The sequence below is a fragment of the Sphingomonas pokkalii genome, from assembly GCF_003096275.1.
In the GTDB taxonomy this organism is placed as follows: domain Bacteria; phylum Pseudomonadota; class Alphaproteobacteria; order Sphingomonadales; family Sphingomonadaceae; genus Sphingomonas; species Sphingomonas pokkalii.
Genome location: NZ_QENQ01000001.1, coordinates 2,109,097 through 2,126,224, shown reverse-complemented (window position 1 = coordinate 2,126,224; position 17,128 = coordinate 2,109,097). Strand labels below are relative to the sequence as shown.

Sequence of the window (17,128 nt, the reverse complement as noted above, 5' to 3'; positions counted from 1 at the left end):
AATCCGGCCATCATCGAACCTGCACGGGAGGGCAACATGATTCGCGAAGCGGCCGTACAGGCGATTCAGGTACCGGGCAGCCTGGCGGTGGGCGGACGGCGCTGGTTCCGGGACCGGGTGGGGGAATCCGGCTGTGCCGTTTATCGTCTGGCTGCTGCCGGCCGCCCGGATGACGACCTGTACCTGAAGATGGGCCGTGGATCGTGCATCGGCGATCTGGTCGACGAGATGACCCGGCTGCGCTGGCTGGCCCCCTTTCTGCCGGTGCCGCCGCTGCACGGCTTCGTGCTGGAAGCGGAGGCGGCCTGGTTGCTCACCGGGCGCCAGCCGGGGCAGACCGCCTGTCAGTTGCTCGAAGCCGATCCGGGCGCGGCGCCCGCACTGGCGGGGGCGCTCGCGCGGTTTCTGCGGCGGCTGCACGCGGTGCCGGTCGAGCGCTGTCCGTTCAACGCCGATCATCGCCTGCGGATGGCTGCGGCGCGGGACCGGATCGACGCGGGACTGGTGGACGAGACGGATTTCGACGAGGCGCGTCTGGGCATGTCGGCCGAACAGGTCTGGGCCGAACTCTTGGCGGCGATGCCGGCCTCGTTCGATCGAGTGGTGACGCATGGCGACTTCTCGCTCGACAATCTGTTTGTGGTCGACGGGGAGGTGGTCGGCTGTATCGATCTGGGGCGGGTGGGGATCGCCGATCGCTGGCAGGACCTGGCGATTTTGTGGAACAGCCTGAAGGAATTCGGCGAAGACGCGGCCCAGGCTATGCTGGACGCCTATGGCATCGCGCTCGACCCCGCCAGGCGCGATTTCCATCTGCGTCTCGACGAATTGTTCTGATGCGGGGAGCTTTAACGTTCCCCCGCGCGGTTCGGCAGTGCTAAGGGCTGATGCGATGTTGACGTTGCCGAATATCCTCACGCTTTCGCGGATTTTCGCCGTGCCGTTGCTGGTAGGGTTCCTGTGGTGGCCGCATTGGGCGCCCGGATACGCGATCGCCTTCGCGCTCTATTGCCTCATGGGCATCACCGATTATTTCGACGGCTATCTCGCCCGCGCGCAGGGGACCGTCTCGAAGCTCGGCATCTTCCTTGATCCGATCGCCGACAAGATCATGGTCGCGGCGGTGATCCTGATCCTGGTGGGCAAGGGGGTGATCGCCGATTGGCATGTGATCGCCGCGCTGGTGATCCTGCTGCGTGAGATCGCGGTATCGGGCCTGCGCGAGTTCCTGGGGGGGCTGCAGGTCTCCGTGCCGGTGTCGCGGCTGGCCAAGTGGAAGACGGCGCTGCAACTGGGGTCGCTGGGCGCGCTGATCCTGTCCGGCGCGGTCCCTGAATGGCCCTGGGTGCTGGGCGTGGGCTTGGTCGCGCTGTGGAGTGCGGCGGTGCTGACCGCGATCACCGGCTGGGACTATCTGCGTGTCGGCCTCAGCCATATGGACAGCTGATGGCGATCACGATGCTCTATTTCGCCTGGGTGCGCGAGCGGGTGGGCATCGGCGAGGAGGTGATCGATCCGCCCGAGGTCGTGCGCAACGTCGCGGACCTGATCGACTGGCTGTCCCGGCGCAGCGATGGCCATGCAGCCGCACTATCCGAACCGGCGAAGTTGCGGGCGGCGATCGACCAGCGCTTTGTGGGCCTTGATGCGGAACTGGGCAATGCGCGCGAAGTGGCGTTGTTTCCGCCGGTGACGGGCGGATGATTCGCGTTTCGGTCGATCCCGCGCCGATCGAACTGGGCGTGGAAGTCGCCGCGCTGGAGGCGCGCGGGGCAGGCGGCATCGCGACCTTCACCGGTGTGGTGCGCACCGATGACGGCGTCGAGGCGCTGGAACTCGAGCATTATCCCGGCATGACCGAGGCGGCGCTGTGCGCCCTGGCCGAGGCGGCGATGGATCGCTGGAACCTGCTGGGCGCAACGATCGTCCACCGCGTCGGGCGGATGACGGCCGGCGAGCGCATCGTGTTCGTCGGCACCGCCGCCGCGCATCGGCGCGAGGCGCTGGAGGCGTGTACCTATCTGATCGACCGGTTGAAGACCGATGCGCCCTTCTGGAAGCGCGAATGGCTCGCCGGGGGCGCCCGCTGGGTAGAACCCCGTGCCACGGATGCGCAGGCCGCGGCACACTGGTTATAGCCTGGACACCGCAGACTCGGTGATCGAACGCAACCGCGCGAGGCACGCCGCGCGATGAGCGCACGCACCAACCCGAGCAAGCCCCTGCCGCGTGGCAGCCCTAACTCCGCGCCGCGCTCAGCACGTCCGCCAGCAGCCTGAAGTCGCGTTCGCGGGGGCTGGCCTTGCGCCATACCAGCGCGATGTGGCGGGAGGCGTTGGCGGCATCGAGCGGGCGGGCCGTGACCGAGGTATGCTCCAGGATGCCTGCATCCACTGCCATTTCCGGCAGCATCGTCACCCCCAGCCCGTTATCGACCATCTGCACCATGGTGTGCAGCGAGGTGCCGAGCATCGTCGCCTCGGCGCGCAGTTCGGGGCGGTTGCAGGCGGCCAGCGCATGGTCCTTCAAGCAATGTCCGTCCTCGAGCATCAGCAGCCGGGTCTCGTCGATCGCATCGGGATGGATCGATGCCGTGGGGTCCATCTCGCCGTTGCGGAAGGCGACGAACAGCCGGTCGTCGAACAACTGCGCGCTTTCCACATCTCCGCAGGAGAAAGGGAGGGCGAGCAGCACGCAATCGGTGCGGCCATGGTTCAGCGCCTCGCAGGCCTGGCCGCTGGTCTCCTCGCGCAGATAGAGCTTCAGGTCGGGATATTGCTCGCGCAGGCGGGGGAGGATGCGCGGCAGCAGGAACGGCGCGATGGTGGGGATGACGCTCATCCGCATCTCGCCCGAGAGGGGGCGGCCGGCGGCGCGGGCGAGGTCGCCCAGCTCGTCCGCCTCGCGCAGCACCCGACGCGCCTTTTCCACGATCCGCTCGCCCAGCGGCGTGAAGCGGACGACCCGGCGGGTCCGCTCGACCAGCACGACGCCGATCAGCGTCTCCAGCTCCCGGATGCCGGCGGAGAGGGTCGACTGGGTAACGAAACACGCCTCCGCCGCGCGGCCGAAATGGCCCGCATCGTTCAGCGCCACCAGATATTGGAGTTGCTTGAGGGTAGGGAGGTAGGTTTGCGCCACTGATCGCCTCTCTCGATTGTCGATCGCGTATATAGTGACGTTCTCGAACATGGGAAGCCAATAGCGGAAAGTGCTCCCCCTCCCGCGAGCGGGAGGGGGAGAGGGCTCAGGCGGCAACAGCCTGACGTTCTTCTTCCGGCAGCCGGATCATGTAATCGAAGGCCGAGAGCGCCGCGGTCGAGCCCGCGCCCATCGCGATCACGATCTGCTTGTACGGCACGGTGGTGCAGTCGCCCGCCGCGAAGATGCCGGGCTGGCTGGTCTCGCCGCGCGCGTCGATCTCGATCTCGCCGCGCTGGGTGAGCGCCACCGCGTCCTTCAGCCACTCGGTATTCGGCACCAGGCCGATCTGGACGAAGATGCCTTCCAGCGCGATGTCGTGCTCGGCGCCGCTGTTGCGGTCCTTGTAGCTGAGGCCCGACACCTTCTCGCCGTCGCCATTGACCTTGGTGGTCATCGCCGAGGTGAGGATCTTCACGTTGGGCAGACTGGCAAGCTTGCGCTGCAGCACCGCATCGGCACGCAGCTGGCTGTCGAATTCGATCAGCGTGACGTGCGCGACGATACCGGCCAGGTCGATCGCCGCCTCGACGCCCGAGTTGCCGCCGCCGATCACCGCGACGCGCTTGCCCTTGAACAGCGGGCCGTCGCAGTGCGGGCAATAGGCCACGCCCTTGTTGCGATATTCGTCCTCGCCCGGCACGTTCATCTGCCGCCAGCGCGCGCCGGTGGAGAGGATGACCGCCTTGGCCTTCAGGCTCGCACCATTGGCCAGCACCACCTCGTGCAGGCCGCCCTCGCGCTTCGCCGGGATCAGCTTCTCGGCACGCTGCAGGTTCATGACGTCGACGTCATAGTCCTTCACATGCTGTTCGAGCTGCGCGACCAGCTTCGGCCCTTCGGTGTGCGAGACCGAGATGAAATTCTCGATGCCCATGGTGTCGAGCACCTGGCCGCCGAACCGCTCGGCCGCGACACCGACGCGGATGCCCTTGCGCGCGGTGTAGATCGCCGCCGCCGCGCCCGCCGGGCCGCCGCCGATGATCAGCACCTCGAACGGATCCTTGTTCTTGATCTTCTCGGCCGCGCGGGCTTCGGCGCCGGTGTCGATCTTGGCGACGATCTGCTCCAGGTCCATCCGGCCCGAGGCGAAGGGCTCGCCGTTCAGGTACACGGTCGGCACGGCCATGACCTTGCGGCCCTCGACCTCGTCCTTGAACAGCGCGCCGTCGATCGCGACGTGGCGGATATTGGGGTTGAGCACCGCCATCAGGTTCAGCGCCTGCACCACGTCCGGGCAGTTCTGGCACGACAGCGAGAAATAGGTCTCGAAGCTGAAATCGCCCTCGATATTGCGGACCTGCTCGATCAGCTCCTGCGCCGCCTTGCTGGGGTGGCCGCCGACCTGGAGCAGCGCGAGCACCAGCGAGGTGAACTCATGCCCCATCGGGATGCCGGCGAAGCGCACGCCGAGTTCGGTGCCCTTGCGGCGGATCAGGAAGCTGGGCTTGCGTGCGTCCTCGGCATGGACAAGGTCGATCTTGTCCGAGAGGGTGGCGATCTGGGCCAGCAGGTCACCCAGCTCGCCCGACTTGGCATCGTCGCCAAGGCTGGCGACGAGCTCGATCGGCTCGCGGATGTTCACCAGATAGCCCTTGAGCTGCTGCGTCAGAGTGGCGTCGAGCATGGGATACTCCTGTTTGTCTCACTAAAACGGCCCGAAGCGGAGGGGGGAATCCGCTCCGGGCCGCGATCGGCGCCCGCATTGGGGGGGCGGGGGCGGGCGCCGTAGTCCTCAATCCTCCCGCAAAGGAGGATCGTTCTTAGATCTTGCCGACCAGGTCGAGCGAGGGCGCGAGCGTCTCGGCGCCTTCTTCCCACTTGGCGGGGCAGACTTCGCCCGGATGCGCGGCGACATACTGCGCCGCCTTGATCTTGCGGAGCAGTTCCTGGGCGTTACGGCCAACGCCTTCCGAAGTGATCTCCATGATCTGGATCACGCCGTCCGGGTCGACCACGAAGGTGCCGCGGTCCGCCAGGCCCTGGCCCGCACGCAGCACGTCGAAGTTGTTCGAGATGGTGTGGTTCTGGTCGCCCAGCATGTAGTAGTTGATCTTGCCGATCGCGGGCGATGTGTCGTGCCATGCCTTGTGGCTGAAGTGGGTGTCGGTCGAGACCGAGTAGACTTCAACGCCCATGCCCTGCAGGGTCGGGTAGATATCGGCCAGGTCTTCCAGCTCGGTCGGGCACACGAAGGTGAAGTCCGCCGGGTAGAAGAAGAAGACCGCCCACTTGCCCTTCACGTCGGCGTCGGTGACTTCGACGAACTTGCCTTCCTTATAGGCCTGTGCGGTGAACGGCTTGATGGTGCTGCCGATAAGAGCCATGATTTTTGTTCCTCCAGAACGGGGGTTGCTGTTGCAGAACGGCATATAGGCGGCGCAGCCGAGGCTGTGAAATTGGAAGACCTGCTCGAGGTGATCGAGTTTATCAATCACTGATCGAAAATTGATCGAGGTTGACGCTTGACGGAGGGCGATATGGGGCGCGAAGCGATCGCTTATGTGGAAGTCGGCGGCGAGGCGGGCGAGGTGAAGGTGCTGCTGGAGGCATCCGATCTGATCCTGCGCGGTGCGATCCGGCGCCGCTACGCCAAGACCGATATCCACGATCTGCGGGTCGTGGACGGCGTGCTGCGGTTCGATAGCGGCGCGGAGGCGGTGGCGCTCCATCTGGGCAGCGCTTCCGCGGCGGTGCGCTGGGCCGAAGCGATACGCAAGCCGCTGCCGACCTTGCGGGAAAAGCTGGATCTCAAGGGGAATGCCCTGGTTCTGGGCGCTTGCGACGATCCGGCGCTCGTTTCGGCGCTGGCCGATGCTCGTACCGATCGTTCGGATGCGGCCAGCGTGATCGTCGTGCAGGTCGCAGGCCCCGGCGATCTCGAGGCGGCACTTGCAGTGCCCGGCACGCTGCCGATCTGGGCGGTCTATCCCAAGGGAACATCGGCGTTCGGGGATGCAGCGATACGTACGCGGCTACGCGCAGCCGGGTATCGCGACACCAAATCCTGTGCCGTCTCCAAAAACCTCACCGCGACGCGCTATCATCCGCCGCGATGAGCATGTCAGTCAGATCAGCGCACGGTAGAGGCTGAATGCGCTGGTCGCGGTCAGCACCACGCCGACCAGGCTCAGCAGCAGCCTGGTCGGCACGTGCTTGGCGACCATCGCCCCGAACGGTGCCGCGATCACGCCGCCGATAAGCAGGCCGAGCACCGGATGCCAGAAATCTGGCGTGAATCCCTGCGCGCCGATATGGAACAGGAAGGTAGCCGAGATCGTCAGCGTCAGGAAGAATTCGGTCGTATTGACCGTGCCGATCGTGGTGCGGGGCTGCGCGCCCTGGGCGAGCAGGTTGCTCGTCACTACGGGTCCCCAGCCGCCGCCGCCCGCCGCATCGAGGAAGCCGCCAGCCAAGCCCAGCGGTTCCACGATCTTTGGCTCGCGATGATGGGGGGTGAACCGAATCGCGCGGAACAGCAGATAAAGCCCGATCGCTGACAGATAGGCCATCACGAAAGGCCGTGTAACGCTGGCATCCAGCGCGGTCAGCACATAAGCCCCCAGAACGCCGCCAATCACGCCTGGAATCAGCAGGCGCGCAAACAGACGCCAGTTGACGTTGCGGTGCAGGACGTGGCTGAGGCCCGATACGCCCGTCGTCATCGTCTCCACCAGATGCACGCCGGCAGAGGCAGTGGCGGGCGCGATGCCCAGCACGCTTACCAGCAAGGTGCTCGAAATGACCCCGAAGGCCATGCCGAGCGCGCCGTCCACAAGCTGCGCGGCAAAGCCGACGGCGACATAAGGTAACATTTCGGCCAGCGTTATTCCTGCGAACATCCATGCCCCTGTAGCGATTGGCCGGCCGCACGAAATGGCGGCTTCCGCGAAATCCTACAACCCCGATAGTGTATGCCCGGGTTCCGCAAACGGAGGGCCATGCTGGAAATTTCGGGGCGGCTCCCCTATTTTCGCTGCTGCAAAGGGGCCCGGCCATGTTTCAGCGTCTGAAGCGCTATCTCGATTCGATCCGCGCGCGCGATCCGGCGCCACGGAGCCGATTGGAGATTCTGCTGTACCCTGGTGTTTGGGCGCTCGGCTATCACCGGCTCGCCCATGCGCTGTTCCGGCGGCGCTTCTTCTTCCTCGCCCGGCTGGTCAATCACTGGTCGCGCTGGATGACCGGGATCGATATCCACCCCGGTGCCACGATCGGGCGCAATTTCTTCATCGATCACGGGTTCGTGGTGATCGGCGAGACGGCCACGATCGGGGACAATGTCACCATCTATCAATGCGTCACTCTCGGCGGCACCAGCCCGGACAATGGCGTGGGCGGCAAGCGCCACCCGACGCTGTCGGATGGGGTGATCATCGGATCCGGTGCGCAGGTGCTGGGGCCGATCACGATAGGCGAGCGGGCGCGCATCGGCGCGAACGCGGTCGTCACCAAGGATGTTTCGCCGGGAGCCGTCATGGTCGGCATCCCCGCCAAGCCGACGCTGGTCGAAGCGGCAACCTGGCAGAAGGATTTCGTGCCGTACGGCACGCCCTGCAGCGAGTTGTTCGATCCCGCCAGCCAGAAGCTCGAATTGATGCGTTGCGAGATCGAGACACTGCGCAAGCGATTGGATGCGATGATCGCCGAGCGAGACGCTGAGGCCGAGCGGCGCGACCGCGCCTGATGGGAACGGTTACGCCACTTCCGATCGGCCGTCCCGGACAAGTTGGTTTCGATCGTATCGAACTCACCCGCATCCTGGATCTTTATGGGCGGATGGTCGCGGCCGGGCACTGGCGCGACTATGCCATGCAGTTCGACAAGGACTTTGCGGTGTTCGCAGCCTTTCGCCGTGCTGCGGAGCGGCCCGAATATCGCATCGAGAAGCGGCCTTCGCTGCGCAACCGTCAGGGCATGTGGGCGCTCGTCAACGAAAGCGGCGCGGTGCTCAAGCGCGGGCAGGAATTGGGGCCAGTACTGGCGCCGGTCGAGCGCCGGCTGATGAAGCTGGTGGAAGGATAAGGTGGCAGATGCGTATCCTGGCGTGACGGGCCAGGATACGCGTCGCCGGTTATGCCATGGCGCCTTGCTGGGTTGGCGGAAGCCGCCGGGCGAAATCGCCGAGCAGGCTCACGGCCGTGCGCCGCATCGGGTGCCAGAAGGCGGAAAGCGAAAGCAGCGCCGATCCGATCACCAGTCCGGTCAGCGCTGCGCTCAGCTCGACCGCGCCGCTCTGTTGGAACAGCGAATACATCGCCCAGAGGACATAGGCGAGGCTGGAGACGAGTAGCGCGCGGCGGTCCACGGCCAGCGCCACATAGGCGAAGAACAGGTAGAGCGCGAAGACCAGTGCCGCCATCGGCGCGCCGATCTCGCCCTCGAATACGCCGAGCATATGGAACACGGGATGCGCGATCAGCGGCGCTGCGGCGAGGTGAAGCCAGAAAGCGACGTCCGAACGGCGGGTACGGCGTTCCAGGTCGGTCATGTCCCAGCGCATCGCGGCAATGAAGGTGCCTATGCCGCCGACCAGCAGGATCGCATTCACCCATTCTTTGGCGGCGGGAATCAGGGAAGTGATGAGCCCCACCGACACCCCGACCACGGCCAGTGCGCCAGCGGCGACGGTGATCGGTACCATGAATCGGCGCCAGTGCACCCACGCAGCAACTGCCGTGAGGCTGCCCGCAACGGCGGCGATCGCACCGGCCAGCCGTTCCTGCTGAACCTGGGTGGTAAGGTGCAGCGCATCGGTCAACCATGGTGCGTTGATGACGAACAGGCCGGCAATGGTCGCGCCCGCACCGCCAACAAAGCCGAGCAGCAGCAGGATCGAGGGAAGCGCCAGTCGACGGCGCGCCGTGAAATATTCGGCGAGCATCCAGCTGGTAGCCGCCACCGCGGCGCCGCCGCCGATCAGGTTTGCACCGATCACTTTCGGTTCGGGCCCGGCGCCGGCGAGCATTTCGACGAGGCTGCCCCCCAGTTTGCCGATCGCCAGCAGAATCAGCGCTGCGGCGATGGTCACGAAGATGTCGTTGAAGCCGCTCAGCAGGCGGAAATGTTCTTCGTCCACTGCGGGTGTCGCCCGGCTTGCCGCAACATAGTCGCGGAACGCCGCCACGGCCTCGGGGGTAAGGGCGCCGGCCTCGACCGCACCTGCCAGTTCGCTTTCGCTATACATCGGCAAATCCTCCTTCGAACATGGAGGATGGCATAGGTGTGTTGCTTAAGCAATACGGTGTGCGATGCTCCGGCACCGCACCGCGCTTGGGGGCGGTGCCGGATGTCGCTGCCTCAATGGCCTGCGCGCTGGATGCATTCGTCGGTCTGGCCACGCGTGCACGCCGGATAGTGGTTGCGCGGGGCCGGTGCCGGGAAGGCTTCCGCCGGGGTAAGCTTGCTCGGTTCGAACACGACCTTGTCCCCCGGCTGGGGGGTGCCGTTCACCCACATGCTCTGGGCGGGGGCATAGCCGCCGGGTTCGGCCGGGGTGCTGGCTTGGGCAAAGGCGGGGCTGGTCAACAGCAGCGCGGCGGCAAGTGCAAACGCCTTCATAGCGGTACTCCTGCAAATCTACACGGGTGTGCAGCTGCACACCCGAATGTGTAAACGCGCTGCCCGCAGAAAGTTTCCTGCTCAGTTGCCGGCGTCGAGCGAATATCCGGCAGACCGCACCGTGCGGATGATATCCTGACGGTTGCCGCGGTTGATCGCCTTGCGGAGACGGCGGATATGGACGTCGACGGTGCGCGACTCGATGTCGCTGTCGTGCCCCCACACCGCATCGAGCAGCCGCTCGCGCGAGAAGACCCAGCCCGGATGCTCAAGGAAATGCTTGAGCAGGCGGAATTCCGTCGGCCCCAGCGCGATCACTTCGCCGCCGCGGCGCACCTTGTGGCCCACCGTATCCATTTCGATGTCGGCATAGGTGAGCGCCTCGCCTGCCAGCGCCGGTCGCACGCGGCGCAGCACCGCGCCGACCCGTGCGACCAGCTCGCGCGGGGAGAAGGGCTTCGTCACATAATCGTCCGCCCCGGTTTCCAGGCCGCGCACGCGATCTTCCTCTTCGCCGCGCGCGGTGAGCATGATGATCGGCACGTTCGCCGTTTCCGGCATCCGCCGCAGCCGCCGGCAAACCTCGATGCCCGACAGCCCTTCGACCATCCAGTCGAGCAGCACGATATCGGGCGTCGCTTCCTTGGCGAGCAGCAGCGCTTCCTCGCCGTCGGGCGTGTGCTTCACCTCATAATCTTCGCGCTTGAAATGCCAGGTGACGAGTTCGGCAATCGCCGCATCGTCTTCCACCAGCAGCATCTTGACCCGTGCCATAATCTTTCCTCAGCTCCCGCTGCTATCGCCGTTCTCGCGATCGGCGAGATATTGCCCGGTCGCAGCAAAATAGACCATCTCGGCGACGTTGGTGGCGTGGTCGCCGATCCTCTCCAGATTTTTCGCCACGAACAGCAGATGCGCCACCTGGCTGATCGTGCGCGGGTTTTCGACCATGAAGGTCACCAGCGTACGGAAGATCGAATCGTAGAAATCATCGAGCGCATTGTCGCGGGCGCAAACCTCCGCGGCGTTCCGCGCGTCGCGCGCCGAAAAGGCATCGAGCGCATCATGCACCATATCCGCCGCGAGCTGGCCCATCGCCGGCAGGATCGACACCGCCTCGATCCGATCCTCGCCCTCGCTATGGATCATTGGCACGCGCTTGGCGATGTTCTTCGCGTAATCACCAATCCGCTCAACCACCGCCGCGATCTTCAGCGCGGCGATCACTTCGCGCAGATCGTCGGCCATCGGCGCGCGGAGTGCGATCACGCGCACGACCAGCTTTTCGATCTCCGCTTCCAGCGCGTCGATCTGCGCATCCTTGCGGCGCACTTCGCGTGCCAGCACGAGATCGCCGCGCTGCAGCGCCTTTAGCGCGTCGTGGATCGCCTGTTCGGCAAGCCCGCCCATCTGTGAAATGAGCGCGCGCAGCTGACCGATATCTTGGTCGAACGCCTTGACCGTGTGTTCGGAGCCCGTCGCCATCAACCGTACCTTCCGGTGATATAGTCCTTCGTACGCTCCTGGCGCGGCGCGGTGAAGATGTTGTCGGTTTCGCCATATTCGACCAGCTGGCCGAGATGGAAGAAGGCGGTGCGCTGCGATACGCGTGCGGCCTGCTGCATGTTGTGCGTGACGATCACGATCGCGTAGCGGCCGCGCAGTTCGTGGATCAGCTCCTCGATCTTCGCCGTGGCGATGGGATCGAGCGCGCTCGCGGGTTCGTCCATCAGGATGACTTCTGGATCCACTGCGATCGCGCGGGCGATGCACAGCCGCTGCTGCTGGCCGCCGGAAAGCGCGGTGCCGCTGTCGGACAGGCGGTCCTTCACTTCTTCCCATAGGCCGGCGCGCTTCAGCGAGCGTTCGACGATCGCCTCCAGATCCGCGCGCGAGGTCGCCAGCCCGTGAATGCGGGGACCATAAGCGACGTTCTCGAAGATCGACTTGGGGAAGGGGTTCGGCTTCTGGAATACCATGCCGACGCGGGCGCGCAGCTGCACCACGTCCATGTCCGCCGAATAGATATTCTCGCCGTCGAGCAGGATCTCGCCTGTCACCCGTGCGCTAGGGATGGTGTCATTCATTCGGTTAAGCGTGCGCAGGAAGGTGGACTTGCCGCAGCCGGACGGACCGATGAACGCCGTCACCTTGTCCATGTCGATATCGATCGAGACGTTCTTCACGGCCTGATTGTCGCCATACGCGACGCTGACGTCGCGCGCCGACATCTTGTGAGAGACGGGGGTGAAAGCGGTGGACATTACCAGCGGGTCTCGAACTTGTTGCGGAGATAGATGGCGAGCCCGTTCATCGCGAGCAGCACCGCGAGCAGCACCAGGATCGCCGCGCTCGTCTTTTCGACGAAGCCGCGGCTGACTTCGTCGGACCACAGGAAAATCTGCACCGGCAGCACCGTCGCCGGATCGGTGACGCCGTCCGGCGGCGTGACGATGAAGGCGCGCATCCCGATCAGCAGCAGCGGCGCGGTTTCGCCCAGCGCGCGGGCCATGCCGATGATCGTGCCGGTGAGGATGCCAGGCATCGCCAGCGGCAGGACGTGGTGGAACACCACCTGGATCGGGCTGGCGCCGATGCCGAGGGCGGCGTCGCGGATCGACGGGGGCACGCCCTTGATCGCGTTGCGGCTGGCGATGACGATGACGGGCATGATCATCAGCGCCAGCGTGACGCCGCCGACCAGCGGGGCCGAACGCGGCAGCATCGGCCCGAACACGCGCCCGCCGATTTCCCAGGTGCCCAGGAACACCGCCAGGCCAAGCAGGCCGAAGATGATGGAGGGAACGGCGGCGAGGTTGTTGATCGAAACCTCGATCAGGTCGGTCCAGCGGTTCTTTGGCGCATATTCCTCCAGGTAGATGGCGGAGAGCACGCCGACCGGAAAGGCGATCAGGAAGGTGATCGCCATGGTGAGCAGCGATCCCTTCAGTGCACCCCAGATGCCGACCGCCACCGGATCTGTGGAATCGGATTCGCTGAGGAACGTCCAGTTGAAGCCGCGCACGACCATACCCGCCCGTTGCAGGCGCGCGACCGTGGCCTTCATGGCGGGGGTGCCTTCGCCAGCCAGTGCCCGATCGAAGGCAGTGGATGCGGGCACGCGCACCACCGTGCGCCGTTCGAGGATCGCGGGATCGCGCTTCACGGCGGCGCGTAACACCGTCCACGCACTGGGCGCGATCAGCGTGGCGCCATCGGGGCCGAAGGCGCTGGTTGCGGCATTCTCCACCGCGTCTTCGAGGCCGGCGCTTGCCAGCGCGAGGTCTGCCGCCGGGGTATTCAGGCGAGCGCGCTCGACGTGGAAGCCGGCGGCGTGAAGATCGATCGGCAGCGCCAGTTCGGTGGTGGTGAAGCCGCGCCAGCCTTGCGCGACCATGGTGAACAGCAGGAATCCCAGAAAGGCCGCAGACAGGATCACGGCGCCGGCACCGAGCACGCGGAAGCGCCGCTCGGCCGCGTAGCGGCGGCGAATGCGCCGCTGCATCGCCGGGCTGTTCCAATCGGTCGGCTGCCGTTCGGCTGCAGCAGGGGCGACAGGCTTATTCATAGGCTTCGCGATACTTCTTCACGACGCGGAGCGCGACGATATTGAGCAGCAGCGTTATGACGAACAGGGTGAGGCCAAGCGCGAAGGCGGCGAGCGTCTTCGGGCTGTCGAACTCCGCCTCGCCGGTCAGCAGGTCGACGATCTGCTTGGTGACGGTGGTGGCGCTTTCGAGCGGGTTGAGCGTGATCGTCGCCGCGCCGGACGCGGCCATGACGACGATCATCGTCTCGCCGATCGCACGGCTGACGGCAAGCAGCACGCCCGCCACCACACCGGGCAGCGCGGCGGGGACCAGCACCTTCGAGATCGTCTCGCTGGTGGTGGCGCCCATCGCCAGGCTGCCGTCGCGCATCGCGGTGGGCACCGCGGCCAGCGAATCGTCGGCCATCGAGGAGACGAACGGGATGATCATCACCCCCATGACCAGCCCGGCCGCCAGCGCGCTTTCCGACGAGGCATAGGGATCGCCGAGCAGCACCGCGAACTGCCGCATCGCGGGCGCCACGGTAAGCGCGGCGAAATAGCCATAGACGACGGTGGGCACGCCGGCGAGCATCTCCAGCGTCGGCTTCATCCAGCGGCGCGTGGTCGGGCTGGCATATTGGGTTAGGTACACCGCGCTCATCAGTCCGAAGGGGATCGCGACTAGCATCGCGATCACCGCGCCGATGAAGAAGGTGCCCCAGAACAGCGGAACCGCGCCCAGCGACGCGCCGGGATCCTTGGCATCGATCACCTGCGGGCTCCAATGCGTGCCGAACAGGAAATCGGTGATCGGCACGTGCCCGAAAAAGCGCAGCGATTCCCAGAACAGCGACACGAAGATGCCCAGCGTGGTGAGGATCGCGATCAGCGATGCCACCAGCAACGTCATCATCAGCGTGCGTTCCACCTGCGAGCGCGCGCGGAAATCGGGACGTATGCGGGTGATGGCATAGGCACCCGCGGCAAAGGCTAGCAGCGCTGCTACCAAGGTGCCGATCCAAGCATAGCGGCTACGCGTCGCGCCGACGAGCGGCGCAAGCCGGCGGGCGAGCGGATCGACATCGCCGGCATAGGGGTTTTCGGCGACCGCGCGCGCCTGCGCCAGCACCGAATCCCGTTCGAACGCGAAATCGGAAAGCTGTGCGGCGGCGGGGTTGCGCAGGATCGTCTGTCGCACCATCCCCGGGCTGATCGCGGACCAGACCGCGAGAAACAGCAGCGGCGGCAGCACCGTCCAAGCGGCCGCGTACCAGCCATGCTGGGCGGGCAGCGAGTGCAGCCGCTTGCGGCCGCCGCGATCGAAGCGCAGCGCCCGTGCCCGCGCGGTGAGCCAGCCGATCAGGCCGAGACCGAGGATGACAAAGCAAAGCGCGAAGCCGTTCACCGCGCAGCCATCCCGAGGTGCGAATACAAGACGAACCGGCGCATCATTTCAGGTCCGCGGGATCGAGCGGAATCTGGCGGTGAATGCGATCGGTCATCGTCGCCCGCATCGTTTCCGGGGCAGCGATCAGCCCGCGCTTGACCAGCGGCCCGGTGGGGCCCCACAGATTGGCGTAGAGCAGCAGAAAATCCTTCAGGCCCGGCACCGCCTTCAGGTGGCGCGTTTTGACGTACAGATAGAGCGGGCGGGCGCCGGGATAGCGGCCATCGGCGATCGTACCATAGCTGGGGGCGACGCCTCCGATCGGCACGCCGTGCAGCCGGCTCTGGTTTTCCTCAAGATAGGAATAGCCGAAGATGCCGAGTGCATTCGGATTCTGCGCCAGGCCCTGCACGATCAGATTGTCGTTCTCGCCCTTATCGACATAGGGGCCGTCGTCGCGGATGCGGTGGCAGCGGGCGTCGAACTGCGCGGGATCGGCGGAGGCTCTAAGCGCCTCGGCCTCCGGGTCTGCCTCCAGGCAGCCGGGGGCCAGCATAAGCTCCACAAAAGCGTCGCGCGTGCCGCTGGTAGAGGGCGGGCCCATCACCAGGATCGGGATCGCCGGCAGCGCCGGGTTCACGTCGCGCCAGGTGCGGGCCTGGTTCGGGCGGCCGCCGGGATTGGCGGCGAGCGCGCGATAGATGTCGCGCTTGCTGAGCTGGAGCTTCGGGCCCTGATTTGATTCGGCAAGCGCGACGCCGTCCAGCCCGATCACGATCTCTTCGATCGGCCCGACCTTATTCGCCTGGCAGCGATCATATTCGTTGCGCGTCATCCGCCGCGAGGCGTTGGCGATATCGGGGAACTGGGCGCCGACGCCTTCGCAGAAGCGGCGCAGGCCGGCGCCGCTGCCGATCGATTCGATCACCGGTGCCGTGCGGCCACTGCGCGCGTTGACGAACGCTTCGGCGACGGCCGTGGTGAAAGGATAGACGGTGGACGAGCCGACGACGCGGATCTCACGCGTCGCGTTGCCGTCGCACGCGCAAAGCGCGAGCGTGGCGGATGCGATCAGCGCTAGACGACCCAGCATCGTCACTTCATGCTCCCCGGGGGTTCGGCGTTAGGTGCGGGCATGGCCTTGCCCCGCATCGTGCCCATCCGGCAATCGCGTTACGACTTTATGACAGCTGGCTCGATCGGCAGCCGCACCGTGACGGTGGTGCCGACGCCGACGGCGCTGGCGATATCGAGCCGGCCGCGGTGGCGCTCGACCACATGCTTGACGATGGCGAGGCCGAGGCCGGTGCCGCCGAGCGAACGGCTGCGTCCCGAATCGACGCGGTAGAAGCGTTCGGTGAGGCGTGGAATATGTTCCGGCGGAATGCCTTCGCCCTGATCGGTGACGGCCAGCCGGACCATGGCTTCGCCCTCGCTGCGCAGCGAGACGGTGACCGCGGTGCCGTGGCGGCCATATTTCATGGCGTTGCCGATCACGTTGTGGAGCAGCTGGCTCAGTTGGGTGCGATCACCGCGCACGGGGTGCACGGCCTCGATCTCGGTCACCAGATCGGCGGCGCGGGGGCTGCCGGACAGTTCCTGGCAAACCTGGTCGATCAACTCGTCGAGTTGCACCGATTCCGCGGGCGCGCGATATTTGTCCGCCTCTATTCGGCTCAGCGAGATCAGGTCGCTGATCAGCCGGTCCATGCGACGGGCTTCGTCATGCATGATCTTCAGGAAGCGCGCACGGATTTCCGGCTCCTCGCCGGCGCCGTCGGCCAGCGTCTCGACATAGCCGAGCAGCGAGGCGAGGGGGGTGCGCAGCTCATGGCTGGCATTGGCGACGAAATCGACGCGCATCCGATCCGCAGTGTAGCTGCCGGTGCGATCGACGAGATGGACCACGCGCTCGCCGCTGGCGAGGGTATGGACACGCATTTCCCAGCGCTGCTCGCGGGTGCCGAGGCCGACGAGGTGGATCGGGGCGTTGGACAGTTGTTCGGCGGGATCGAGCAGGCGCTCGGCAGCGGCGGGGTGACGGATCGCCAGCCGGACGTCCTCGCCGAGGATGTGGGCGCCCAGCAACGCGCGCGAGGCTGCGTTGGCGGCGACGACGCGGGTGGCATCGACGACCAGCACCGGTTCGGCGATCGCCTCGATCACGTCGCCGGTCGCGGTGCCCTGCGTGCCGGGGAGGAGATCGTCGCGCGGCGCTGTGACGGGCGGATCGCCGCCGAGTACCACGATCAGGATCGCGGCGAGCGCGCCAACGAACAGCACGAGCGCCGCCTGCGCGTCGCCGTTGAGGAAGAACCCCAGCAGCGCGGCAAGCGCCGCGACGCCGATCGCGAGAATCGTCCGGGTGGCGGGCGAGGAAAGCATATCCGCCTTCTAGCGTTCCGCCGCGCCAAGACGAGCCTCTATTTCGGCGGGGGCCCCATAGC

The 17,128-nt window shown here is 66.1% G+C and carries 20 protein-coding genes; 7 read left to right on the top strand and 13 right to left on the bottom strand.

Annotated features, from left to right (window positions below; all coding sequences use genetic code 11):
* Nucleotides 1–36 precede the first annotated feature (36 nt).
* Genes DD559_RS09515 through DD559_RS09500 form a run of 4 tightly spaced genes read left to right on the top strand, consistent with a single transcriptional unit; the run spans nt 37 to nt 2,138 of the window.
* A complete protein-coding gene (locus DD559_RS09515) occupies nt 37–837 on the top strand; it encodes an APH(3') family aminoglycoside O-phosphotransferase (protein WP_116468961.1) in 801 nt (266 codons plus the stop codon).
* 55 nt (nt 838–892) lie between these two features.
* Nucleotides 893–1,447: a CDP-diacylglycerol--glycerol-3-phosphate 3-phosphatidyltransferase gene (gene pgsA / locus DD559_RS09510; RefSeq protein WP_116468960.1), complete on the top strand. Its 555-nt coding sequence runs from the start codon at nt 893–895 to the stop codon at nt 1,445–1,447.
* The gene (locus DD559_RS09505; protein ID WP_116468959.1) at nt 1,447–1,704 is read left to right on the top strand and encodes a MoaD/ThiS family protein; all 258 of its coding nucleotides are present in this window, start codon (nt 1,447–1,449) and stop codon (nt 1,702–1,704) included. The genes pgsA and DD559_RS09505 overlap by 1 nt, the downstream gene beginning before the upstream one ends.
* A complete protein-coding gene (locus tag DD559_RS09500) occupies nt 1,701–2,138 on the top strand; it encodes a molybdenum cofactor biosynthesis protein MoaE (RefSeq protein WP_116468958.1) in 438 nt (145 codons plus the stop codon). The genes DD559_RS09505 and DD559_RS09500 overlap by 4 nt, the downstream gene beginning before the upstream one ends.
* Nucleotides 2,139–2,238: 100 nt before the next feature.
* On the opposite strand, the gene DD559_RS09495 is transcribed toward DD559_RS09500, so the two are convergent.
* The 3 genes from DD559_RS09495 to ahpC all read right to left on the bottom strand — a co-directional run bounded on the left by DD559_RS09495 (nt 2,239) and on the right by ahpC (nt 5,528).
* Complete coding sequence (locus tag DD559_RS09495) at nt 2,239–3,192, bottom strand: hydrogen peroxide-inducible genes activator (RefSeq protein ID WP_116468957.1); 954 nt, start codon at nt 3,190–3,192, stop codon at nt 2,239–2,241.
* A 55-nt stretch (nt 3,193–3,247) separates the two neighbouring features.
* Entirely contained in the window at nt 3,248–4,828 is a 1,581-nt protein-coding gene (gene ahpF / locus DD559_RS09490; RefSeq protein WP_116468956.1) for an alkyl hydroperoxide reductase subunit F, read from the bottom strand.
* 136 nt (nt 4,829–4,964) lie between these two features.
* On the bottom strand, nt 4,965–5,528 hold the full coding sequence (ahpC, locus tag DD559_RS09485; RefSeq protein WP_093298686.1) for an alkyl hydroperoxide reductase subunit C: 564 nt from the start codon (nt 5,526–5,528) through the stop codon (nt 4,965–4,967).
* Nucleotides 5,529–5,681: 153 nt separating this feature from the next.
* Between ahpC and DD559_RS09480 the strand changes: the two genes are divergently transcribed.
* Entirely contained in the window at nt 5,682–6,260 is a 579-nt protein-coding gene (locus DD559_RS09480) for a hypothetical protein (RefSeq protein ID WP_116468955.1), read from the top strand.
* 9 nt (nt 6,261–6,269) lie between these two features.
* On the opposite strand, the gene DD559_RS09475 is transcribed toward DD559_RS09480, so the two are convergent.
* Nucleotides 6,270–7,043, bottom strand: a complete 774-nt coding sequence (locus DD559_RS09475) for a sulfite exporter TauE/SafE family protein (protein WP_116468954.1) — start codon at nt 7,041–7,043, stop codon at nt 6,270–6,272.
* A 155-nt stretch (nt 7,044–7,198) separates the two neighbouring features.
* On the opposite strand from DD559_RS09475, the gene epsC reads away from it, so the two are divergent.
* Nucleotides 7,199–7,888 (top strand): serine O-acetyltransferase EpsC, encoded by a 690-nt coding sequence (gene epsC / locus DD559_RS09470; RefSeq protein ID WP_116468953.1) that lies wholly within the window; start codon nt 7,199–7,201, stop codon nt 7,886–7,888.
* A complete protein-coding gene (locus DD559_RS09465) occupies nt 7,888–8,226 on the top strand; it encodes a DUF2794 domain-containing protein (protein ID WP_116468952.1) in 339 nt (112 codons plus the stop codon). The genes epsC and DD559_RS09465 overlap by 1 nt, the downstream gene beginning before the upstream one ends.
* Nucleotides 8,227–8,275: 49 nt before the next feature.
* Here the strand turns inward: DD559_RS09465 and DD559_RS09460 are convergent, their stop codons facing one another.
* The 9 genes from DD559_RS09460 to DD559_RS09420 form a co-directional block, all read right to left on the bottom strand.
* Nucleotides 8,276–9,388: a hypothetical protein gene (locus DD559_RS09460; RefSeq protein ID WP_116468951.1), complete on the bottom strand. Its 1,113-nt coding sequence runs from the start codon at nt 9,386–9,388 to the stop codon at nt 8,276–8,278.
* A gap of 113 nt (nt 9,389–9,501) precedes the next feature.
* Nucleotides 9,502–9,762: a hypothetical protein gene (locus tag DD559_RS09455; protein ID WP_116468950.1), complete on the bottom strand. Its 261-nt coding sequence runs from the start codon at nt 9,760–9,762 to the stop codon at nt 9,502–9,504.
* An 81-nt stretch (nt 9,763–9,843) separates the two neighbouring features.
* Entirely contained in the window at nt 9,844–10,536 is a 693-nt protein-coding gene (gene phoB / locus DD559_RS09450) for a phosphate regulon transcriptional regulator PhoB (RefSeq protein WP_116468949.1), read from the bottom strand.
* Nucleotides 10,537–10,545: 9 nt separating this feature from the next.
* Nucleotides 10,546–11,247: a phosphate signaling complex protein PhoU gene (phoU, locus tag DD559_RS09445; protein ID WP_116468948.1), complete on the bottom strand. Its 702-nt coding sequence runs from the start codon at nt 11,245–11,247 to the stop codon at nt 10,546–10,548.
* Nucleotides 11,247–12,026, bottom strand: a complete 780-nt coding sequence (gene pstB, locus DD559_RS09440; protein WP_116468947.1) for a phosphate ABC transporter ATP-binding protein PstB — start codon at nt 12,024–12,026, stop codon at nt 11,247–11,249. The genes phoU and pstB overlap by 1 nt, the downstream gene beginning before the upstream one ends.
* Complete coding sequence (gene pstA / locus DD559_RS09435; protein ID WP_116468946.1) at nt 12,026–13,330, bottom strand: phosphate ABC transporter permease PstA; 1,305 nt, start codon at nt 13,328–13,330, stop codon at nt 12,026–12,028. Before pstA ends, pstB begins: the two co-directional genes overlap by 1 nt.
* Nucleotides 13,323–14,699: a phosphate ABC transporter permease subunit PstC gene (gene pstC / locus DD559_RS09430; RefSeq protein WP_116468945.1), complete on the bottom strand. Its 1,377-nt coding sequence runs from the start codon at nt 14,697–14,699 to the stop codon at nt 13,323–13,325. The genes pstA and pstC overlap by 8 nt, the downstream gene beginning before the upstream one ends.
* Nucleotides 14,700–14,742: 43 nt before the next feature.
* Complete coding sequence (locus DD559_RS09425) at nt 14,743–15,774, bottom strand: substrate-binding domain-containing protein (RefSeq protein WP_116470826.1); 1,032 nt, start codon at nt 15,772–15,774, stop codon at nt 14,743–14,745.
* 80 nt (nt 15,775–15,854) lie between these two features.
* Complete coding sequence (locus DD559_RS09420; RefSeq protein WP_116468944.1) at nt 15,855–17,066, bottom strand: ATP-binding protein; 1,212 nt, start codon at nt 17,064–17,066, stop codon at nt 15,855–15,857.
* Nucleotides 17,067–17,128: the final 62 nt, after the last annotated feature.